The 21,368-nt window shown below is 32.3% G+C and carries 19 protein-coding genes; 14 read left to right on the forward strand and 5 right to left on the reverse strand.

All coding sequences use genetic code 11. From position 1 onward, the window contains the following. Nucleotides 1-557 precede the first annotated feature (557 nt). The 4 genes from BM018_RS06300 to BM018_RS06315 are packed head-to-tail and all read left to right on the forward strand — an operon-like array spanning nucleotide 558 to nucleotide 5,433. On the forward strand, nucleotides 558-1,205 hold the full coding sequence (locus tag BM018_RS06300) for an HAD family hydrolase (protein WP_092319754.1): 648 nt from the start codon (nucleotides 558-560) through the stop codon (nucleotides 1,203-1,205). A gap of 24 nt (nucleotides 1,206-1,229) precedes the next feature. Next, nucleotides 1,230-3,194, forward strand: a complete 1,965-nt coding sequence (locus BM018_RS06305) for a DNA gyrase/topoisomerase IV subunit B (RefSeq protein ID WP_092319756.1) — start codon at nucleotides 1,230-1,232, stop codon at nucleotides 3,192-3,194. A gap of 9 nt (nucleotides 3,195-3,203) precedes the next feature. After that, nucleotides 3,204-4,670 carry a tyrosine--tRNA ligase gene (gene tyrS, locus BM018_RS06310; RefSeq protein ID WP_200778576.1) on the forward strand — a complete coding sequence of 489 codons (1,467 nt, stop codon included), beginning with the start codon at nucleotides 3,204-3,206 and terminating at the stop codon, nucleotides 4,668-4,670. Nucleotides 4,671-4,680: 10 nt separating this feature from the next. Further along, the gene (locus BM018_RS06315) at nucleotides 4,681-5,433 is read left to right on the forward strand and encodes an SIR2 family NAD-dependent protein deacylase (RefSeq protein WP_092319758.1); all 753 of its coding nucleotides are present in this window, start codon (nucleotides 4,681-4,683) and stop codon (nucleotides 5,431-5,433) included. On the opposite strand, the gene BM018_RS06320 is transcribed toward BM018_RS06315, so the two are convergent. The 3 genes from BM018_RS06320 to BM018_RS06330 are packed head-to-tail and all read right to left on the reverse strand — an operon-like array spanning nucleotide 5,416 to nucleotide 9,686. Further along, nucleotides 5,416-8,514 carry a PD-(D/E)XK nuclease family protein gene (locus BM018_RS06320; RefSeq protein ID WP_159428217.1) on the reverse strand — a complete coding sequence of 1,033 codons (3,099 nt, stop codon included), beginning with the start codon at nucleotides 8,512-8,514 and terminating at the stop codon, nucleotides 5,416-5,418. The two genes, BM018_RS06315 and BM018_RS06320, sit on opposite strands and share 18 nt — an antisense overlap. Nucleotides 8,515-8,525: 11 nt before the next feature. Then, nucleotides 8,526-9,260 carry an energy transducer TonB gene (locus BM018_RS06325; protein WP_092319762.1) on the reverse strand — a complete coding sequence of 245 codons (735 nt, stop codon included), beginning with the start codon at nucleotides 9,258-9,260 and terminating at the stop codon, nucleotides 8,526-8,528. 18 nt (nucleotides 9,261-9,278) lie between these two features. Then, entirely contained in the window at nucleotides 9,279-9,686 is a 408-nt protein-coding gene (locus tag BM018_RS06330; protein WP_159428218.1) for an ExbD/TolR family protein, read from the reverse strand. 285 nt (nucleotides 9,687-9,971) lie between these two features. Between BM018_RS06330 and BM018_RS06335 the strand changes: the two genes are divergently transcribed. From BM018_RS06335 to BM018_RS06370, 8 genes are all read left to right on the forward strand, one after another. Next, the gene (locus BM018_RS06335) at nucleotides 9,972-11,027 is read left to right on the forward strand and encodes a hypothetical protein (RefSeq protein WP_092319766.1); all 1,056 of its coding nucleotides are present in this window, start codon (nucleotides 9,972-9,974) and stop codon (nucleotides 11,025-11,027) included. A gap of 169 nt (nucleotides 11,028-11,196) precedes the next feature. Continuing rightward, nucleotides 11,197-11,910, forward strand: coding sequence for an ankyrin repeat domain-containing protein (locus tag BM018_RS06340; RefSeq protein WP_092319768.1), 714 nt, complete (start codon nucleotides 11,197-11,199; stop codon nucleotides 11,908-11,910). Between the two features lie 70 nt (nucleotides 11,911-11,980). Further along, nucleotides 11,981-12,997 carry an ankyrin repeat domain-containing protein gene (locus tag BM018_RS06345; RefSeq protein WP_092319770.1) on the forward strand — a complete coding sequence of 339 codons (1,017 nt, stop codon included), beginning with the start codon at nucleotides 11,981-11,983 and terminating at the stop codon, nucleotides 12,995-12,997. A 195-nt stretch (nucleotides 12,998-13,192) separates the two neighbouring features. Then, the gene (locus BM018_RS06350) at nucleotides 13,193-13,909 is read left to right on the forward strand and encodes a beta-ketoacyl-ACP reductase (RefSeq protein ID WP_092319772.1); all 717 of its coding nucleotides are present in this window, start codon (nucleotides 13,193-13,195) and stop codon (nucleotides 13,907-13,909) included. A gap of 26 nt (nucleotides 13,910-13,935) precedes the next feature. After that, complete coding sequence (locus BM018_RS06355) at nucleotides 13,936-15,081, forward strand: acyl-CoA dehydrogenase (RefSeq protein WP_092319774.1); 1,146 nt, start codon at nucleotides 13,936-13,938, stop codon at nucleotides 15,079-15,081. 8 nt (nucleotides 15,082-15,089) lie between these two features. After that, the gene (locus BM018_RS06360) at nucleotides 15,090-15,872 is read left to right on the forward strand and encodes an electron transfer flavoprotein subunit beta/FixA family protein (RefSeq protein ID WP_092319776.1); all 783 of its coding nucleotides are present in this window, start codon (nucleotides 15,090-15,092) and stop codon (nucleotides 15,870-15,872) included. Nucleotides 15,873-15,882: 10 nt separating this feature from the next. Beyond that, nucleotides 15,883-16,896, forward strand: a complete 1,014-nt coding sequence (locus BM018_RS06365) for an electron transfer flavoprotein subunit alpha/FixB family protein (RefSeq protein ID WP_092319778.1) — start codon at nucleotides 15,883-15,885, stop codon at nucleotides 16,894-16,896. Then, nucleotides 16,893-17,297 (forward strand): MaoC family dehydratase, encoded by a 405-nt coding sequence (locus BM018_RS06370; protein ID WP_092319780.1) that lies wholly within the window; start codon nucleotides 16,893-16,895, stop codon nucleotides 17,295-17,297. The genes BM018_RS06365 and BM018_RS06370 overlap by 4 nt, the downstream gene beginning before the upstream one ends. A gap of 256 nt (nucleotides 17,298-17,553) precedes the next feature. Here the strand turns inward: BM018_RS06370 and BM018_RS06375 are convergent, their stop codons facing one another. Then, the gene (locus BM018_RS06375; protein WP_092319782.1) at nucleotides 17,554-18,291 is read right to left on the reverse strand and encodes a glucosamine-6-phosphate deaminase; all 738 of its coding nucleotides are present in this window, start codon (nucleotides 18,289-18,291) and stop codon (nucleotides 17,554-17,556) included. Nucleotides 18,292-18,402: 111 nt separating this feature from the next. On the opposite strand from BM018_RS06375, the gene BM018_RS06380 reads away from it, so the two are divergent. Continuing rightward, the gene (locus BM018_RS06380; RefSeq protein ID WP_143280446.1) at nucleotides 18,403-19,476 is read left to right on the forward strand and encodes a hypothetical protein; all 1,074 of its coding nucleotides are present in this window, start codon (nucleotides 18,403-18,405) and stop codon (nucleotides 19,474-19,476) included. On the opposite strand, the gene BM018_RS06385 is transcribed toward BM018_RS06380, so the two are convergent. Continuing rightward, the gene (locus BM018_RS06385; RefSeq protein WP_092319786.1) at nucleotides 19,473-20,876 is read right to left on the reverse strand and encodes a hypothetical protein; all 1,404 of its coding nucleotides are present in this window, start codon (nucleotides 20,874-20,876) and stop codon (nucleotides 19,473-19,475) included. The two genes, BM018_RS06380 and BM018_RS06385, sit on opposite strands and share 4 nt — an antisense overlap. Nucleotides 20,877-21,099: 223 nt before the next feature. Here BM018_RS06385 and BM018_RS07870 point away from each other — a divergent pair, with 223 nt between their 5' ends. Beyond that, nucleotides 21,100-21,258 carry a hypothetical protein gene (locus BM018_RS07870; RefSeq protein ID WP_159428163.1) on the forward strand — a complete coding sequence of 53 codons (159 nt, stop codon included), beginning with the start codon at nucleotides 21,100-21,102 and terminating at the stop codon, nucleotides 21,256-21,258. Nucleotides 21,259-21,368: the final 110 nt, after the last annotated feature.

The raw sequence follows: 21,368 nt of genomic DNA on the forward strand, positions 1-21,368 counted from the left end.
GAATTCAAAATCAAAGAACGTTGGATCCGAGCCATCATCACTATCATCCTAAAGCAAAGAAATACAAACACTTAGGAAAAATGTCGCCGGTTAAGCCTCAAAATCAATCATTTTTTTAAATGTCGCAGGGTCGGGAATTAAACTGGAATTAAGAAACGCCCCATCCTTAAGTTTAATAAGGTTATGGGGCGTTCAGGCAAGATACAGCTTCTTCAAGTCTTAGATGTCCGAGGTTTTTCCTCTTAAATTACCTCTTAAGCTCGTCAGCGTCTAGCTTCATTCAGGTCTCAAATCATTCTTATAATAGTCTCAAATCAAACTTCTCTTAACAATAATGCTGATGCAAAGGCTTGATAAAAATAAAATGATGAATATACATTGTTGCAATACAAAAGTGAATATGAATAGTTTGTAGATATTGTCATCTCGGCGAAAGCAATGGATATCAATAAGATTTATTATTCTCTAATAGGAAAAATTTAGTTTTGATAGATAATTTGCGAAAAAGAACTATTTCTTATATAATAAAATAATAGTGTAATAAGAATTAGGATATTATGATTAGATTGTCTATTTATGATTTTGATGAAACTCTTTATAAATATGATACAGGGCGTCAACTGATATTTTTTTTGTTTCGTCGCAAACCAAGCATAATAAAATATTTACCTCGTATGATTTGGGCATTGATTGCTTATAAATTAGGTCATTTTTCTTTTCAGGTCATGAAAAGTGAATTCTATTCTTTTATGGAATTGTTTACAGTCGAAGAATGGAAAAAAATAATTCAAATCTTTTGGCAAATTAATCAAAAATATTTGTTTTCTGATATTTTAACACAGTTGCAAAATGATAAAAGTGATGGTTTTAAGGTAGGAATTATTTCAGCATCTGCAGAATGTTTTTTGGTGCCGATTATCCAATATATACAACCTGATTTTTTTTTAGGAACCCGATTATATATCAAAAATAACAGAATGACGGGGGTTATTGTTGGTAAAAATTGTAAAGAACAAGAAAAAGTGATCCGCTTATATGAATATATGGATAAAAATTTTCCGGGCGAAGAATATGAAGTGATAAAAATGTATTCTGATTCACTCCATGACCTGCCTTTGTATAAGATTGCTCAGGAGCAATATACTGTCAATTCAGACGGAACGATTCGTCCTGGTATCCCAACTGTTTATAATAATGATATTTAGTATAAAATAAAAAGCGAGGATTTTATGAGTCAGTCAAATTATACGGCCTCTTCAATTATAGCATTAGATTTTCCTGATAATGTTCGTATGCGTCCTGATATGTATATTGGGGATAGAAGTATCGAAGGTTTTCACCATTGTGCGTTTGAAATTATTGATAATTCTGTAGATGAACATTTAGCTGGTTATGCTTCGGAAGTGACTGTGACATTATATTCGGATAGTATTTTAGAAGTGGCAGACAATGGACGTGGTATACCAATTGATATTCATAAAAATGAAAAAATTTCTGCAATTGAACTGGTGATGACGAAACTTCATGCTGGAGGTAAATTTGATAATGATTCCTATCAAGTTTCTGGTGGTCTGCATGGGGTAGGACTATCGGTGGTTAATGCGCTGTCTGAATTTATGGAAGTAGATGTTCACCGAAATAAGAAAATTTATCGTATTCGTTATGAGCAGGGAATTAAAACGGTATCGCTTCATGAAATTGGGATTTCAAATAAAAATGGAACTGTTGTGCGTTTTAAACTTGATCCAACGATTTTTCGTGATGTTACTCACTATAATCCTGAAATTCTGATTGCACGTTTGAAACAAAGTGCTTTTTTGAATCCAGGATTAAAAATGACATTTGTTAATCTTCTTCAGAAATCTGAATCCGAATCAGATAAAACTTCAAATGTTCATGAATTTTGTTATCAGGGTGGTACAGCAGAATTTTTGAAATCTGATATCAATCTCCATGCTGATATGTTATTTAACGCACCAGTTCGTATTGTTGGTGAAGAAAATGGCATTAGTATAGATATTGCTTTTCAATACCGCACTACTAATGACGATCCTATCATACTGAGTTATGTAAATACTATTCATACTAAGAGCCATGGTTTACATGTAGATGGATTCTGGACAGCATATGAAAAATTGATGAAAACATATGGTGAACGTTGGAAAATTGATAAAAAGGGGACACGTATTACAAAACGCAGTTTGTCTATTGGATTAACCTGTATTATAAATACAAGAGTGCCTAATGCTGAATTCAAAGGTCAAACTAAAGACAAACTTACAGAACCTGCTCGAACTTCAGCAATTGTTCGTACTCTTACGGAAAGTCTGTTGGCAAATTATTTAGAGAAACATCGTGATATTACTGAGCAGATTCTTGAGAAGGCTGTAAAGGAAATGGAAGCTTTAGAATCAGCTCAGAAGGCGTTAGAAAATTCTAGATCTGGTAAGTTGAAGAGAAAGGAAGCATTGACTATATTAGCTGGGAAATTAGCAGATTGTACATCTCGAGATCCGGCAAAAAGAGAAATTTTTATTGTAGAAGGAGATTCTGCTGGAGGTTCGGCAAAGCAGGGTCGGAATCGCGAAATTCAAGCAATTTTGCCGATACGTGGAAAAATTTTGAATGTTGCTAAAAAACAAGATGTACTTAAAAGTGAAATTATCAAAATGATTTTTGCTTCGCTTGGTATTTCTCCAAGCTTGACTCAGCAAGATGGATATCTCGAGAAACTACGTTATCATAAAGTTATTATTATGACAGATGCTGATGTCGATGGTTCGCATATACAAATTTTGTTATTAACTTTTTTTTACCGTTTTATGCCTGCCCTTATTAATGAAGGTTATCTTTATATTGCGCAGCCTCCACTATATCGAATTTCTGCAGGGAAAGATAGTGTATATGCTTACTCTGACGGAGAAAAGGATGAGCTATTGAAAAGTCCGCGTTTTTCAGGAAAAAGAGCGGAAATTCAACGATATAAAGGATTAGGAGAAATGAATGCTGATCAGTTGTGGGAAACTACTATGGATCCTAGTGTTCGCAAGCTTCGAAGAGTGGAAATTAATAATGAAGTTGTTACACGTGAAAGAATTGATTTGCTTATGGGAGAAAGTGGTAATCCTGTAGAAAAAAAAGAATTTATTCTTTCTAATGCAGATTTTGTTACAAATATAGATGATATTGGATAGTAGGTGCCTATGTTAGATCCAGAAGAACAGTTAGTAATTATTAAGAAAGAAGCAATTGATTGTCTTCCTGAGGATGAATTGTTAAAAAAATTGCAAAAAAATATTCCTTTAAAAATAAAGTTAGGTGCAGATCCTTCTGCTCCTGATCTTCATTTAGGCCATACGGTTATTTTAAGGAAATTAAAACAATTTCAAGATTTAGGGCATGAAATTATTTTTATTATTGGTGATTTTACAGCAATGATTGGAGATCCCTCTGGGAAGAATGAAACGAGAAAAATTCTTTCCAGAGATGAAGTTTTGAAAAATGCAGAAACTTATCAATCTCAAATATTTAAGATATTGGATTCGGCTAAAACGACAATACGTTTTAATTCGGAATGGCTTATGAAGCTAGATTTCGCTGATATTTTAAAGTTAACAGCAACAACAACTGTTGCTCAGTTGTTAGAAAGGGATGATTTTGCTAAACGTTTTTCTGAGCACAGACCTATTTCGCTAATAGAATTTATGTATCCGTTGGCTCAAGCATATGATTCTGTAGCAGTGAATGCAGATGTTGAAATAGGAGGTACTGATCAGAAATTTAATTTGTTATTTGGGCGTTCGTTGCAGCAAAGTTTAGGCTTAGAACCTCAAGTTATTCTTACTATGCCTATCATCGAAGGTACTGATGGTATACAAAAAATGAGTAAATCTCTTAATAATTATATTGGTATTTCTGAGACACCTGAAAGTATTTTTGGAAAGATTATGAGTATTCCTGACAGTTTGATGATGAAATATTTCAAATTATTAACTGATCAATCAGAAGCATCTACCGAAAAACGTCTAAACAACGGAGAAAATCCACGTGACTTGAAAGCAGAATTAGCTCAAAATATTATTACTCAGTATTACTCTCCACGTGATGCAGAAAAGGCTATGGAACATTTCAATAATATTTTTAGAAATAAGTTAACTCCTGAAAAAATGCCGGAATATTTTCTAAAAAGCCCTTATAGACAATTAGAAGATTTTTATAAAACTATAGATATTAAAGCGGTTGAAGAATTTTTGATTCAAAAAGAGGAAATTAATGATTGTAATCCTTTGGAAATATTGAAAGATTTTCAAGAAAAATCTAAAAAAATATTCGAAAAAACAGAAATTCAGAATTGGGATGAGCAATATCAGGAAATTAAAAGGATTGTGATGCAATATCAGTCTGAAGCTGTGAAATCTTGCTTTGCATTGTTCTTTATGGAAAAGATCATCAATTTTCAAACTTTTAAACTGGTGTATACTCTTGTGGATATTATAGAAAAATTAGGGTTTGAAAGCAGTAAAAGTGCTGTGCGGCGACTTATTCATCAAGGAGCTATTAGTATCGATGGGGAAAAAATTACTGAAGATATAATATTATCGCATATTGAAAAATCTCAATATGTGATAAAAGTGGGAAAATTCAAATTTTTACGTGTGATCACACAGTAGAGGAGATTCTATGTTGTCTAAATCTTATGATGCATTGATGGACTTAATTATTAAATCTGATAATATTGTTGCATTAACTGGAGCTGGGATTTCTACGAGTTCGGGGATCCCTGATTTCCGTGGACCTAAAGGGATTTATGCGGATCCTATTATAGATGGGGAACGTATTTTTGATATTCATACATTTAAAGAAAATCCTAAAATATTTAGCAATTTTTTTGCGAACTTGTATCCTCTTTTGAAAGATGCTCAACCATCTCAAGGGCATTATATGCTGAAAAAATTAGAAGATATGGGTAAGTTGAAATGTATTATTACTCAAAATATCGATGGACTTCATACAAAAGCCGGAAATTCTCATGTAATAGAAGTTCATGGTCATATTCGAGAATATGTATGCGTTAACTCTATGCACCATAGAGTAGGAATAGATGATATTCCTTATGAAAAATTATCTAGTGGTGAATTGATTATTTGTGATGAATGTCAAAATTATATGAAACCGGATATAGTATTTTTTGGAGAATATATCAAGGATCTTGAAAAAGCTTTAACAGAAATACAAAAGACAGATTTATTATTAGTAATTGGAACTTCATTGACTGTGTATCCTGTAGCTGGCTTACCTGATTATTGTAAAGATCATACAAAACTGGTCATTATTAATGAGTTATCTACACCGTTTGACAACAAAGCTGATTTAGTCTTTCGTGATGATATAAATGCTCTTGCTGAAAGAATGGGGTTAGTAGTCACTAAATAGTTTATTTTTTCGTAAACAAATATCTTTTACTTCGCAGTAACGACATTTTTGTTGAAATTCACGATTAAAATCATCTCCGAAAGTGTTCAAAAATAGAGTATATATTTCTGGCCCTAAATCTTCTGTTAAAGTAAAAGGAGAAAAATTTCCCTCTGATACCAAGTCTATTAATTGTATTAGCTCCTTGATCTTGAATTCTTGTAATGATGATATTGTAGGGAATATTTTAGAGGGTATTTCTTCAAATTTTTGATTTTTTTCAAGAAAAAAATAATTGATACTGTTAATGGGTGTAAAACCATTTTCTATAAGTATGATCCCGTAAATAAAGCCTTGAAATAAAGAAAATGGAATTTTTTGATATTGTTTATAAGAACTAATTCCTTTTTTTTTGTAATCAATAATATGATAATTTCCTGATATTTTATCTCTATTAACTCTATCAATTCTACTTTTTATTAGAAAGTTTTTGTTATTAATAATTACCGAATCTTTTATCAAAGGATTTTCTCCCGATTGTAACTCCAAAAAGCAAATATCTTGTTGCTGAGATATTTGTGATTCTTGAGTTTGTAAAAAAGTACTGAGAATATAAAATATATAATTATAATCTAAACGAAAAAATTTTTCTTGATGGGAAATACTAATATATTCATCGATGATCGTTTTTAATAATAAAGGATCGAAAGTTTTAGGTTCTATTTTCAAATATTGTTCTAATATATTGTGATATAATGTCCCATAATCTGCTGTTTTAGGGGTATATTGAGGAAGAGTACGTTTTTTCAATTTCCATATATCCTGTAATAATCCTTGATAGCGGCATCTTCCCAATCGTTCCAATCGAGTAGGTGAAATTGTAATAATGTCACCTTGATAGATCATAGTGCTTTGAGAATTTTTTGATAGTTGTCCAAAAAATATTTTTATATTATTTGGTGGGGAACGATCCAAATCAAATTGCATGTTTGCATAAGCAATATTTTTTATATATTGATATATTTGTTCTACTTTAATATTTTTTTCTGTTTTAATAGACGACAAAGGGATCAATTCATGAGCGAATATTTGATTAATATTTGTTTTAGATAAGAAAATTTCGGGATTAATCCAGTAAGGATCACTATTTGTATTATTAGTCTCAGGAATCCTTTTAAATTCTGTTTGGTATTTTAATAAATTGCTTAAAAAATTTGATATAATATAGTAGTTACCTTTTTCATCAATCGGAGTATGAGAGAAAAAAATTTGTTCGGTTGCACGCGATAGTATTGATGCAAACATTAGTTTTTCTTTTGAAAGTAAATCAGTATCAGTTTGCCATAAATTTTTTCCAAGAATTTTTTTTGATATTTGATTAAGATGATTTTTATCTTGATTATCAAACAATTCGTGACGTGGTAAAGAAGGAAATAAGCTTTCATTCATTCCCAGTACAAATACTGTTTTTGCGAACAATCCCCTTGCATCGTCAGCAGAAACAATCCGCAAAATATTTTGTTTAAAATTGAATAATCGGTAACGTGTTTCATCGATAATAGCAGTAAAATAAAACATAAAGGACTTCCAGTTTAAATTCGAAGGTCTTATTTTTGCTAGAATAGATTGAAGTTCGGTGAAGATTTCTTTTAATTTATCCAAAGCTGCAGAATCTCTATTAATAGTTTCCTCTAACAGTGAATTTTTTGTATCTGAAGGATTAGTCAAAATATTTTGGAGTCCAAAAAAATTCAATATGGATATAATATATCGTATATATTCTTCTACAGAGTGTTCTTTATGATCAGCCAGTATAAAAAAGTGATTTGAGAGTTGTTGAATTGCATCTTTTAAACGGTAGAGTTGTTCAATGTCATTATTTTCAGGATCGTTATGAATGTGGTTTTCAATTGCTTCTTCCCAAGCCTCACAATTTCCTTGCAAAGGAAACGGTAATAAATGAGCTGCTTGTCCGAAAGTATAACGCAAATCAGATCGGATATAATTCGATTGGGCAAAATAATCTAATGTTTCATGAGTCAGGGGTGCTTGCGCAAGTAACAAACATTTTTTTATGAAAATAATCAGTGGATTTTGTGAAAGCAACTCATCTTTACTAAAAACAAAAGGGAGATTAAACTTGTTGAATATAGAAGTCAGTATAGGAAAATATGTATTATATTGATCTGTGATAATTAAAATATCATTTAGTTCGTAATTTTCAAAGAGGCAGAGTTTTTTTATTTGGTTAGCGACTTCTTGTACTTCCTTATATCGCCCAAATGCTTGTATTTCTGTAATTTTGATTGGAGATGCAATCGATTCCTTCTTAAGAAAACTGGAAGATAATATATTTTGACAAGTTGAACTAAGATATTTTATTTCTGCATTAGGAAATTGCTTGATAATTTGATGAAGTATATTAGTACATAAAGTGTGATCTGTACTTAATAAAGTCATTGTTACTTGTGTGCCTTGTTGTTCCAAATACTTGATAAAAGTTGTCAACAATTTGAATTGTAAAGGAGTAAAATCAATAAATCCATCAATATAAATGTGTTGGGGTAAATTTTTTATTTTGTTTGCTTGGATATTTTCTGTTAAAATATCGATTTCTAACTTTTGATCATAAATCTGATGTTGAAGAAGTTCATGTCTGTAACTTTCTAAAATAAGATTTAAATCATGAATTTTATCTTCTAATAATTTTATGATCGGTAATACTTGAATATTTTGCTCACGTAACGAAGAAATCAAACGATAGATCATTTTTATAATTTCTGGACGTTTATTGATATCTTTGAAAAAACGAAATTTTTTTTCTTGACGCTGAATGATGCTTGAGATAATAACAAATTTTTCAAAATTGCTAATACTATGTGGTAAATATAAATTCAATTTTCTCTTTAAATCGTTAAAAGTAAGGATAGGAGAACCAACTAATACTCCTAAATTTTGCATTATATTTAATAATAATGCATCTTTTTGATGCCGTGATGGGACAACAATCCATATATTTTCTTTATTTTTTAAGCATGTTATTGCTTCTTTTAAAATTGCAGTGCTTTTTCCTGAACCAAAATCTCCCAGTAAAATTTTCATTATTTTTCCTTTCATCTTACGGAAATATTGAATGTTTTAATAACAGTGTCAACCTGACCGGATTTATTTTCCTCGATGCGAATTTTTCGTAATTCATTTCTGAAAATGTAGTCAATTCGTGGATCTCCTGAAGCTCGTATAAGTTCTACCGAACTCACCCACCCTTGTGGAGTAAAAGTAATCCTTGCTGTAACTGAATATCCATAACCTTGTATATTTTGGAGTTCTGAAATCCGCGCTGAAATGTTTGGAAAAGCAATAGTTTTTCTTGGTTTGCCAATCCAGGATGCATTAGCTAAAAAATCATCTGCTTTTTTATTTGGTGTTTGTTCTTTTTTCTGAAGGATGGAGTCCAATTTTTCTGTAATTGTATCATTTTGCTTATTTTCGGGTATTATTTCTGGAATGGCAGAGTTAGGCAAAGTACTTTTTTCTTCAATAGGTTCTGTAGAGGGCGAAGATTTTGTCAGCTTTTTATCGGATTTAGGAGGCGAAGGCAATAGATCTTTTTGTTGAATCTTTTTTACGATTTTTTTTACCGGAGGAATAATAGGCTGAGCTTGTTTAATAGGCGGTGCAGAACGTTCCGAACTAATGGTGCTGATATTAACTGCAATAATTTTGTAAGTTTCTGTTTGCTTTGTTAAGGGAGATAGCAGTGTAAAAATGCCGAAAACAATAGCATGAATGCCGATAGATCCAATAATATAATATGATAAAGATATTGGTTTTATTGATTTTGCCATTATAGTTACCTGCTTTTATTATTTTTTCAGTACGGTTGCTAAGCTTAAACGATCAATACCAGCAAGTTTTGCTGCATCCATAATGGAAACTAACAGTCCATAAGGAATATCTTCATCTCCTTGGATAATAAGTGCCGCATCAGCGTGTGTAGATTTGAATTCATTTAGAGTTTTAGGTAATTCTTCTGCAGATATTGGTTTTTCTTTCCAAATCAATGTACCGTTTTTTTGGATAATTAAGGTACTATTTTGCTGCACAGAGATGTCAGAAGCTTTTGCTTTAGGTAGGTCAATATTAAGTGATGATGTTTGAATAAAAGTAGAAGTAATCATAAAAAATGCTAGTAGTTGGAATACGATGTCGATCATTGGAGTCATACTGATATCCGCTTGAATTCTATTTTTAAAACGATATTTCTTGAACATATTTATAATCCTAAAAATATTAATTTTTAATTCCATTATTTTAACCCTTTTTTTCCTTTTTTTCAAATTTATGTTATGAAAATTTTATTTTCATCTATTACAGTAGGTATAGAAATTTAAGGGATAGCAATTTATAAACAAAAAAAATAAAAGAGTATCGTAGACTATGATATATTATTCTACTCCTATACTAAAACCTACTCTTGTATGAAAAGATATAAAAAAACTTGTTATGTTGTTTATTGGGATTCTGCAACACTACCTACTCTGTATATGGGGATTCATATGGTCACTCATACTAAACCTTCGCTATTAATTCAAGGAAAATCTATTACCGCTAATAGGAAAACTCTTTATCATCTTCCTTCTCATGTTACGGAAGTTTTTTCTGAAGATGAATTGTTTCGGGAAATTCAAAAAATAACAGAAACAAACCCTGATGCTACATTTACATTTTACGTTAATGATTTAAGAAATCATCGTATTGAATATTTTCTGATGAATAATGGTATAGATCAGTCGCGTTTTCAAGGTGTATTGATCACAGACGGCACGGCTTCTTATACCCGTTTTGACCAAAGATATAATAAGGAAACAGGCGGAACCCAATGGAATAATGATCTACAATTAGTAAAGTCTTTGGTTGCTAAACCGTACACCATAGAAAAAAAAGATTATAATGCATTTTGTGTACCTCCTTATCTTTACAGCAACTATGTATTTTGGTTGGCATGGCCTGAGTTGGTTGATACTATTGTTCCTGAAATTGCATCTGATTTTCAAAAAAATCCGGAAGCCCGGGCGAGATATTACAAAATAGATTTGTATGCTTATGCCCAGTCTTTACTGCCAGTATATAAAAATACTTACGTTAAAATGTTTGGATTGGACAAAAAATGGCAGCTTTCGGATCAGACGACTTTAGATAACAAGACTATCGAAGAGGTTTTTAATCAGTCTCCTAAGAAAAAAATTATTATTTTAGGTTCTCATAGGATCGAAAATTACGAGCAAAGAAGAAATGATTATATTAAAAAAACTCAGCAAAAATACGGAAAAGAATACGATTATTTCTATAAACCTCATCCTGCAAGTCCAATACAAGATGTTCCTAGTGATATAGATGTTTTACCTCACCTGATTCCGACAGAGATAATATATACTTTATATGCAGATAATATAGAATATATTGGTGGATTTCAATCTTCAGTGTTTATGAACTTGCCTCAAATGACTAAAAAATTTTTTTATATGGCTTCTTCAGGAAATGATTTAATCACTCCCATAGATAAAATGTATGATTTAGGTTTGTTAGGGCAAGTGGATTTTTTTAGTCAGTAAAATAAAGTGAATTTCAGTTTAACTAGGGATTATAAATAATATCTTTTGTTTGCAACTTATTTCTTAAATATTATTTAATTATTATATTAATAAAAATGCAGGTTTGTTTTTTGACAGAAAATTTTGTGTAGAGTATAATATCGTAAGAAATTAATAGTGAGCAGTTTTTATGAAGAGTGATTTTTCCTTTTTATTGATCTGTTTATTTATAAATACTTTCAGTGTTGCTGGCGAATTTAACATACAGGATACTGCGTTTTTTTCAAAAACAACAAATATCAATGCTTTTTCCGAGGATTGGGATCAGAAATTGTACAATGCTGCCTATTCTGGCAATGTTGAATATTTAAATTTTGTTTTGAGCAAAGGTGCAAAAATTGATACCAAAGATAAAAATGGTTATAGTCCTTTAATGTGGGCTGTATATCAAAGTAATATAGCTGCAGCGCGTATGCTTGTTGAAAGAGGGGCTAATGTTAATGTTGTCAGCAAGGAAGGGCATACAGCTTTATTATTGGCAACGCAAATTAATAGTTATGAGTTAGTGGTTTTATTAGCGACATATGGTGCAGAGCTCAATCATATTAATAAAGAAGGTAACAGCCCTTTACATTTTGCTGCTGCGGGGGGGAGCCGTGAGATTGTTGATTTTCTCATTACCTTTGGTGCTAAAGTAGATGAAACAAATAGTTTTGGTTTATTTCCTCTAGATTATGCAGCTCGGAATGGTCATCGAGAATTGGTTTATTATCTAGTTGATGTGGGGGCGTATGTACCGCGTTCTTATAAAGATAAAGGCATTCCTGATACTATTAGTATGGCATTAAATGCCAGAAATTTTCCTTATAGCAATCCGGGTATTATTGTAAGAACTAATTTTTGACGATAAAATGTTTAATTTTTTTAGAAAATGACGATAAGTAAAAATAAATAATAGTAAAGAGGCACGCTCTATGAAAAAAATAATATGGATGCTATCTATTCTTGTGATTTCCGGCGAAATATTTGGGCAGACTGCTGATTCTACAAATTACACTCCATTACACTGGGCAGCTTCACAAGGATATGTTGAAATGCTGAAAGTACTGATAAATAAAGGATACGATATTAACAAACAAGATGAATCAGGATTTACTCCACTACATTATGCGGCTGTTTCGGGGCAGCTTGCTGCTGTAGAATTTTTAGTAGATAGCGGTGCTGATTTATATATTGTTAACAATGAAAATTATACCCCCATGACGATGGCAGCACGGGCTGGAGAACAGCCAATTGTTGATTATTTGTTTATTAAGATGCGTTCTGTTCGAGTGGATCAGTTAAAAGCTCAAGTTGAAAAAGCACGTGTAGAATCGGATCTAGTGAAAGCAGCAAAGGCACGTGTTGAAGCAGAACAGTTACGCCAGAAGGCTGATGAATGGACAGCTGAAGCAAAACGTTGGCGTGATGAAGCAGAAAAATGGAATAAAGAAGCTCAAAAATGGAAAGCTCAGCAAGTTATGCTGGATAAAATAGCTGCTGAGCGTTTGGCTGAAGCTATTAAAGCCAAACAAGCAAGTGAAGATAAATTTCAATCAGAAAAAGCAGCACGTTTAGCAGCTGAACGTATTGTTACAGAGCTAGTAGCTAATGAAAGAGCACAAGCACAAGCAGTACAAGCAGCACAGGCAGCATTGAATGCACAGCGTGCTACCGATGCAGCGATTGCTAATTTAGCTGACGAATTATTAAAGCAGAGTGAACAGTATCAGATAGATACTGATACTAATATGGAAGATACAAATAGAGCCCTTAATAATGAATCATCTGATACTTATGATAGCTATTCTTATGATTCTGTTGCTGATTTGAATAGTTTAAATCATACTCTTCCTCCTGATTCAACTGATTTACCTGAAGTAGATGATCCTGCAATATCAATATCATCAGATGATTACTCAACTTCTTCGGTTTCAGATATTGAAGAGTAACCTTTGAAAGTAAAACAGCATAAAATAGATATTTTATGCTGTTTTTATTTATTTACTTGATTTATTTTCTACTAGATATATATAATATTAATAAAGTATATTATATGTTGTGATAAAATTCACAATGTGTAATATGCCTTTTCAAAGAATAATAATTAATTTATTACTAAGAAATATTCATATCAGGAGAGTAGTATGAAATTGCAAGGTAAAATAGTAGTAGTAACAGGAGCTAAAAGAGGTATAGGTTTTAAAATCTCAGAAACGCTAGCTAAAGAGGGTGCTAAAGTTTATGCAACAGATTTAGGTGTTGGAGATTCTTCTAATCCTAATATTGAATTTGTTGATTTGAATGTTACGGATAGAGAAAATATTCAAAAATTTATCAGTGAAATTGCGAAAAAGGGAAATATTGATATTTTAGTTAATAATGCTGGGATTACTTCTGATGCGTTGATACAAAAGATGACAGAAGATCAGTGGGACAAGGTATTAGATGTCAATTTAAAAGGTGTTTTTAATATGACTCAAGCAGTAGCTCCTGTTATGATGGGAAATGGTTCTGGAAGTATTATTAATATGGCATCTATAGTAGGAATATATGGTAATATTGGTCAGACTAATTATGCTGCTACAAAAGCAGGAGTAATTGGTATGACCAAAGTATGGGCAAAAGAGTTTGCTCGTAAAGGAGCTCAAGTTCGTGTGAATAGCATAGCACCTGGATTTATTCGCACTCCGATGAGCGACGCTGTGCCTCAAAATATTATTGATTTTATGATTTCGAGAACACCGCTTGGAAGAGTTGGGGAACCACAAGATGTTGCAAATGCGGTGCTTTTCTTGGCTAGCGATGATTCTTCATTTATCACTGGGCAAGTGTTAGGAGTAGATGGTGGTTTAGTAATGTAGCTGATATAAAACAATGAGGAGATAATATGGATTTTTCGTTGTCAGAACAGCAAAATCTTTTTCATGAGATGATTAAAGATTTTGCTATGAGGGAAGTGCAGCCTATTGCTGCTGAAATCGATGAAGAAGAGCGGTTTCCACAGGAAACAGTCGAAAAAATGGCAAAAATAGGGTTGTTTGGTATTCCTGTAGCTCAAGAGCTTGGTGGAGCCGGTGGTGATAATTTAATGTATACAATGGCTGTTGAGGAATTGTCACGTGTTTGCGGTACTACGGGAGTCATTTTGTCTGCTCATACATCGTTAGGGATGATGCCCATCTATGAATTTGGTACGGAAGAACAAAAAAAGAAGTTTATTCCTAAGATGGCGAGTGGCGAATGGTTAGGGGCATTTTGCTTAACCGAAGTGGGAGCTGGTACAGATGCTTCGTCTCAACAAACAACTGCTATTTTTGATGAACAGACTAAAGAATGGATTTTGAATGGGTCGAAATTTTTTGTTACTAATGCGGGCTATGCACATGTATATATTGTGTTTGCGATGACTGATCGATCTTTAGGTTTGAAAGGAATTACTGCGTTCATTGTTGAGTCTGATCGGCCTGGTTTCTCTGTGGGCAAAGAAGAAAAGAAAATGGGTATCAGAGGATCTGCAACTTGTGAAATTTTGTTTGAAAACTGTCGCATTCCTGAGGGAAATATGCTTGGTAGTCTTGGTAAGGGATTCAAAGTAGCAATGATGACGCTTGATGGTGGACGTATTGGGATTGCGGCTCAAGCTTTGGGAATTGCTCGAGGAGCTTTAGATGCTGCTGTTGCCTACACTCAAGAGAGAAAACAATTTAATAAATCAATTGCATCATTTCAAAACTCGCAGTTTAAAATGGCAGATATGGTAACAAAAATTGAGGCAGCACGTTGCTTGACGTATAAAGCCGCATGGAAAAAACAAAATAAAATTCCTTATTCTATGGATGCAGCAGTGGCTAAATTGTTTGCATCAGAGACAGCTATGCAAGTAACTACTCAAGCAGTACAGCTTTTTGGGGGATATGGATATACACGAGAATATCCCGTAGAGCGAATGATGCGTGATGCAAAAATTACAGAAATTTATGAAGGTACATCGGAAGTTCAACGTATGGTTATTAGTGCCGCGTTGTTGAAGTAGGGGGAAAAATGAAAATAACAGTTTGTATAAAGCAGGTACCTGACACCACAGAAGTTCGGTTAGATCCCCAAACAGGAGCTATGATTAGGGACGGAGTGCCGAGCATTATGAATCCAGATGATAAAGCAGGCTTAGAAGAAGCATTAAAATTAAAAGATCAATTAGGAGCGCAGGTTACTGTGCTTACGATGGGTCCTCCTATGGCTGAAAAAATGCTGCATGAAGCATTAGCAATGGGAGCAGATAATGCTATTCTATTGACAGATAGGAAATTTGCTGGTGCTGATACTTTGGCCACTTCCCAAGCTTTAGCTGCAGCGCTTAGAAAAATAGAGTCAGATTTGATTATTACAGGACGCCAGGCTATTGATGGAGATACAGCTCAGGTTGGACCTCAAATTGCTGATTTATTAGATCTGCCTCAAATTTCTTATGTCAGTTCTATTCAAACACAGGATGGTAAAAATTTTACAGTAAAACGTACTATAGAAGACGGATATCAAGAATTGGAGGTTTCAGCACCTTGTTTATTTACCTTGTTATCTTCGGCAAATAAGCCTCGTTATATGAGTGTGAAAGGTATTGTTAATGTTTTTAATAAGGAAATAGAAATATGGAATGCTGAAAGTATAGGGGTTGATGAGAATAAAATAGGATTAAAAGGTTCTCCTACAAAAGTTGCAAAATCAGTCACACGAGGCGCAAAGGCTCAAGGAGAAGTTTTTGAAGTTTCCCCTCAGGAAGGAGCTAAAATAATTATAGCAAAATTAAAAGAAAAATTTGTCATTTAAGGAGTCCAGTATGGATGTGCAGGAGTATAAAAATGTTGTTGTTTTTATTGAACAACGCAATTCTATCGTTCAGCCAGTTGCTTTAGAGCTGCTTCATGAAGCCAGAAAATTAGCGGATATGTTAAATGAATCGGTGATTGCTGTTTTATTAGGCTCCGGAATACAGCAGTTAACAGAAATACTGATTCACTACGGAGCAGATGAAGTATTGTATGTTGATGATGAATATTTGAAAGATTACGTTACAGAACCTTATGCTCAAGCATTAACACAAATTTTGCAACAGCTAAAACCAAATATTGTATTATTCGGAGCAACTACAATTGGCCGTGATCTTGCACCACGTATTTCTGCACGATTAGGAACAGGGTTGACAGCAGATTGTACTCATTTGTCCATTGGTGAGAATAGGGAGTTGCTGATGACTCGTCCTACTTTTGGAGGTAATTTGATTGCAACGATTGTTTGTCCGAACCATCGACCTCAAATGTCTACTGTGCGTCCTGGGGTAATGCAAAAAATGCAACTTGATGCATCACGTAAAGGAACAATATATTCAGTGCAGATAAATTTTGATCCATCATTATTTAAAGTGAAATTGTTGAAAATAGTGCACGAAAAAAAAGAAATGAAAGATATTACTCAATCAAATGTTATTATTGCTGGGGGTCGAGGAATAAAAAAACAAGAAACATTCAAAAAATTAGAGATTATTGCAGAAACATTGAATGGAGCAGTAGCAACTTCTCGTGTTTTAGTAGACCAAGGTTGGATTCCTCATGAGTTTCAAGTTGGTCAAACAGGAAAAACTGTTCGTCCTGATATATATTTGTCTTTTGGTATTTCTGGTGCTATACAGCATACTACAGGAATGGAAGAATCGGATTATATCATTGCAGTTAATAAGGATAATGAAGCTCCTATTTTTAATATTTGTGATTTAGGATTGGTTTGTGATCTCGAAGGAGTAGTAGATACTTTAGCGGATGAATTACCTAAAATAAAAAAAGAGGAAAAAATATGAAATTTGAAGAATTAAAAATAGGAATGAAAGCACAATTGGGAAAAACCATTACAGAAGCAGATATTTTAATGTTTGCAGCTGTTTCTTTAGATTATAATCCTTTGCATCTGAATGAGGAAATTGCAAAAACTTCTGTATTTGGAAAACGTATTGCGCATGGGATGTTAGGAGCAAGTTTGATTTCTGCTGTACTTGGTACGCAACTACCTGGAGGAGGAACAATTTATTTAGGGCAAGATTTGAAATTTGCGGCACCTGTATTTATTGGAGATACAATTACTGCTGAAGTTGAAATTGAAGAAATTATACCAGAAAAAAATCACGTAATTCTTAAAACAGTTTGTTTCAATCAAAAACAGCAAGAAGTTATTTCTGGAAAAGCATTTGTTATGAAGAAGTGATATATAATACTTATCAAGTATTTGTCTATTTGAAATAAAATTAACAACTAAATAACTAGATATCATAAAAGTTATTTTTTAAATAGAATAGTAAGATCTTGCGTAGATTGGTTAGTGAATTATTATAATAAATTAAAAAAATATAAATTGTGTACTTATTGGGTGTATTAATATAATCACAACGGGCATTTTAAGTATTAATGTATTATTTTACACTATTGATCTTATTCAATATTTAGAGATTTTATAAGTAACATTATTTATTTTTATATTTTATTGTATCTGCTAATTCTTGGTCAATGAAGATAGTGGTATTACGATGAGCTTTTAAGAAGGTACAAGGTGAAAATGTAGTGATTTCGTCATTTGATAATAACATTTGTATAGCTTTTGCTTTATTTGGACCAGTAGCTAACAAAGCAATAACCTCTGCTTTTAAAATATCACCAATACCTTGCGTAAATGCAGTTTTAGGTACTTCGTTTTCGTTGCTAAAATACCGGGCATTAGCTTTTATTGTTTCAGATGCAATTTCAACAATGTAAGCATCGGCATGTAGTTGTTCGGCAGGTTCGTTGAATGCAATATGTCCATTAGAACCAATACCTAAAAGTTGAAAATTTCTAGGGTTTGCTGCTAATTTGTTTTTGAACTGAGCAAGCTCTAATTCTGTATTTGCATTGGTTTGTGGTATGTATGTATTATTGATATCGATATCTACCTTATTGAAAAAGTGATAGTCCATATAATATTGATAACTTTGTTCATGATTTAATGGCAAGCCAACATATTCGTCTAAATTAATAGTAGATACATTTTGAAAACTTACTTCTTTTCTATTGTAAGATTCTACTAATTCTTTATATACTAATTCTGTAGTTCCACCTGTTGCTAAGCCTAACATAGGGTGAGGATTGTTCTTGATAATCTTGATAATTAAATCTGCTACTTTGCGACAACTTTCTTCATGATTTTTACTAATAATAACATTCATAATGACCCTCTTATTATTTATATTTTCTATTTTAGCATGTTTTACAATATTTGTCAAATATTTGTCAAATTTTGTATTTTTAAAATAGTTCTGATGGTTGTGAGGGATTATATGCTTGAATATGGCAGTTTTGTGACTCAAATAGTATCTTTTTTTCAAAGTATTAATTTAGATACATATCTACAGATGGCTGTGGCTATAGGTAGTATTGCTGCTGTTTTAGTATCTATTAGGGCATTAGAAGAGCCGCTAAGAACACAATTAGGCATATATCCTGTCCATAGAAACATTATAAACATTTCTGATGTTCAAATCAAGGACAAAAATATTAATCAAGAATTAACTCCAACATATATTACAATAAAAAATAGTGGACAAAGTACTATCGAAGATTTAAAGATATCAATAAATGCTGATCTGCCAAGTGTACCTCAGATTTTTAATGAAGAACACAGTGCTGTGGGACAAATTTTTGATTTAGAAAAACTCCATGCAATACTTTATGGTCAGAGAATAGCAGATTTAGAACAAAAGCTTTCCTTGCTCATTTTGCCACAACATACTACTCATACTGTTTTCTTTGGAAATATAATGAAAAGTGCTGATTATTTTGATAGTATTATCTATTATTTTCCTTATAAAGGTACATGGCATACTCATTTTATATCTGAGGAAATGCAAGTTCCTTATATTGATAGTTTTGATATTTATAGGGTTAAAATACCAGAATTGTATTCTATATTAGCAGTTTCTCAATTAATAGAAAAGCTTTTTGGAAAAGAATATTTGTATGAAGTATTATTATATTTACGTTACTATGCAGGAGTTGGAAAAAAGTATTTGGAAAATGGAATTTATTCTAAAAAATGGAATACTTATATGCAAAATTTTTTAGAAACCTTGATAAAAAATGATATTATCCATAAAGTAGGCAGAAATCATCTGGTAGAATTATCTAATTTACTCAATCATTTTGCTGAATTAGATGCATCCAGTATTAAACAAGTAGAACATATATGCAGAATTATTACTAATGCTTATGAGCAAATATTTAAGGATGGCATACGAATATATTTACCTAATTGTTTAGAAATAAAAGCGTGTTATAAAAATATAGTGCTTAATCGTGCTGAAATAAAGATATTTCCTATTGATATTCTTACTCCTATAGAAGATCTTGATTAAGGACCAATGTGTAGCCTATTTGTGTTTTCTGGAGTAATCAAAACAATATACTCTGAGGTATATCCATTAACTAGCATCCAAGCAGAAATTTGGTGTTCCCAGCCCAAACCAACTGGAAGGGGCTGTTTAATATCAGATTCTTTCAAAAATATTTCTTTTTTCTTATTCTTTTCGGCTTCTTGAAACAACTGGACAAGTTTGTAATCGTCATTTTGCATCAAACGCATATCATAAACAAATCTACGTAGAGGAATTAAAGAAAGTAGTCCTAAGCATAAAAGAGTGATCGGCATTATGGCTAAAACAAATGTATTGCTTGAATAGTAGGAGCGATATGCTATATGTAGTAAAATCAGCCATAAAAACCATAACGATAAATCCAAATAGGTAGCTCCTGTCACAGCGCATATTAAAATGCTGCTGTATGTTGCTGTTAGAGTTATCAAAATGAAAAAATCAGATTTTTTTATGCAGCGATTTTTTATGATTTTTGTAACATAATATAATCCTACAACTGCACCAGCAACTAATGGCCATGCCTCCCAAAACGACAGTAATTCACGTATTCTATTGATCCACGTGATCGGATTCAATGCTGGTACTATTCCATTAGTTCTATCCGCCCTGTACATATTCCTGAACGTAGCAAATAATACAAATACTATATAAAAAATAGGCAAAATAATAGCTAAAATAGAGATAGGTGTTTTATCCTCAAATAAGTCTGGAGTAAACATCTTAAGAAGTTGATAGCATAAAAATAGAAAAGTTAATGGAAGAGTAATAAAGTTAGCTGTATCGTTTCCGGCTGTTGCAATATACATTAAAGGTAACATAATTCCTATAGTCCAATAGGGTTGAGCATCCATATTCCACGGGAAACGGTTGTTTTCATAATAATATAAAAAAAATCCCCATACACTTAAGGAAATAGCTAAACTACCCAACATCATCTGATGAAAAATATAAGACCAACCGTAAGCTAATCTAGGATGAAAAGCAGTCGGCAATAAAAATAACATGAAAAATAACAAAATAGTGAGTATTTTTCTATCTGATGAAGATAAATCGCTTTTTACGTAATATGTTGATACATAGATCAGTAAAAACATTAGTAAAACATTAGTTATGGAGAGAGATATTTTTAAAGCTAAAAAGGGATTATGGATGACGTTTCCTAAGAGTGGAGCAATAATTTGACCGGGAATAATTGCTAATAATTCACCAATATGCCTGCCTGGATGATGCCCACCAATATGAAATGGAGGATTTATTGGATAAGTTGCAGAATATACCCAAGAATCACCAGCTATTATTAAATTCATAAATAATAAAAATAAAAAAATTCCAAGATTAATCAAAATAAAAGATAATATTTTGTTGTATAATGGTTTAGACATGGAATACTCCTTTTTATAGTTATTGAGAGATCTAGATGTTAATTAAATTAAAATAGTTAAGAATTATTATTAAATTTTAGTTATATGTATAGAATATCAAATTTTCTCTAAAATAAATGCTAAAATTCTTAAAAAACAACGTACAATAATCTAGGACTACTGCACGTTGTTCTCTAGAAGTTTGCCCCAAATAACCTGAGATAGTGCCAATTTGCCAGCGCGCTTGCCTGGGATAGAAAAACCTGCAGAGCCGCACGCTGCAACATCTTGGCTATATGGCAAAATTATCGCACCGCCCAGAAACGTACGAGCCTCTGCAGGCTGCTATACTAATAATAGGGGTACGGAAATGCTGTCTACTAAAAATCCAGAAACCGGATAAGCATCTTGCCAGCTAAGATGTTGCATGATTATTATAAATCAAAATTAAAAAGGAGTCAATTTTTTCTTAAACTACTCATTCTTAAATATAAAAACATCTTGCTTTTCTAG

It is taken from the genome of Brevinema andersonii (genome assembly GCF_900112165.1).
Taxonomy (GTDB): domain Bacteria; phylum Spirochaetota; class Brevinematia; order Brevinematales; family Brevinemataceae; genus Brevinema; species Brevinema andersonii.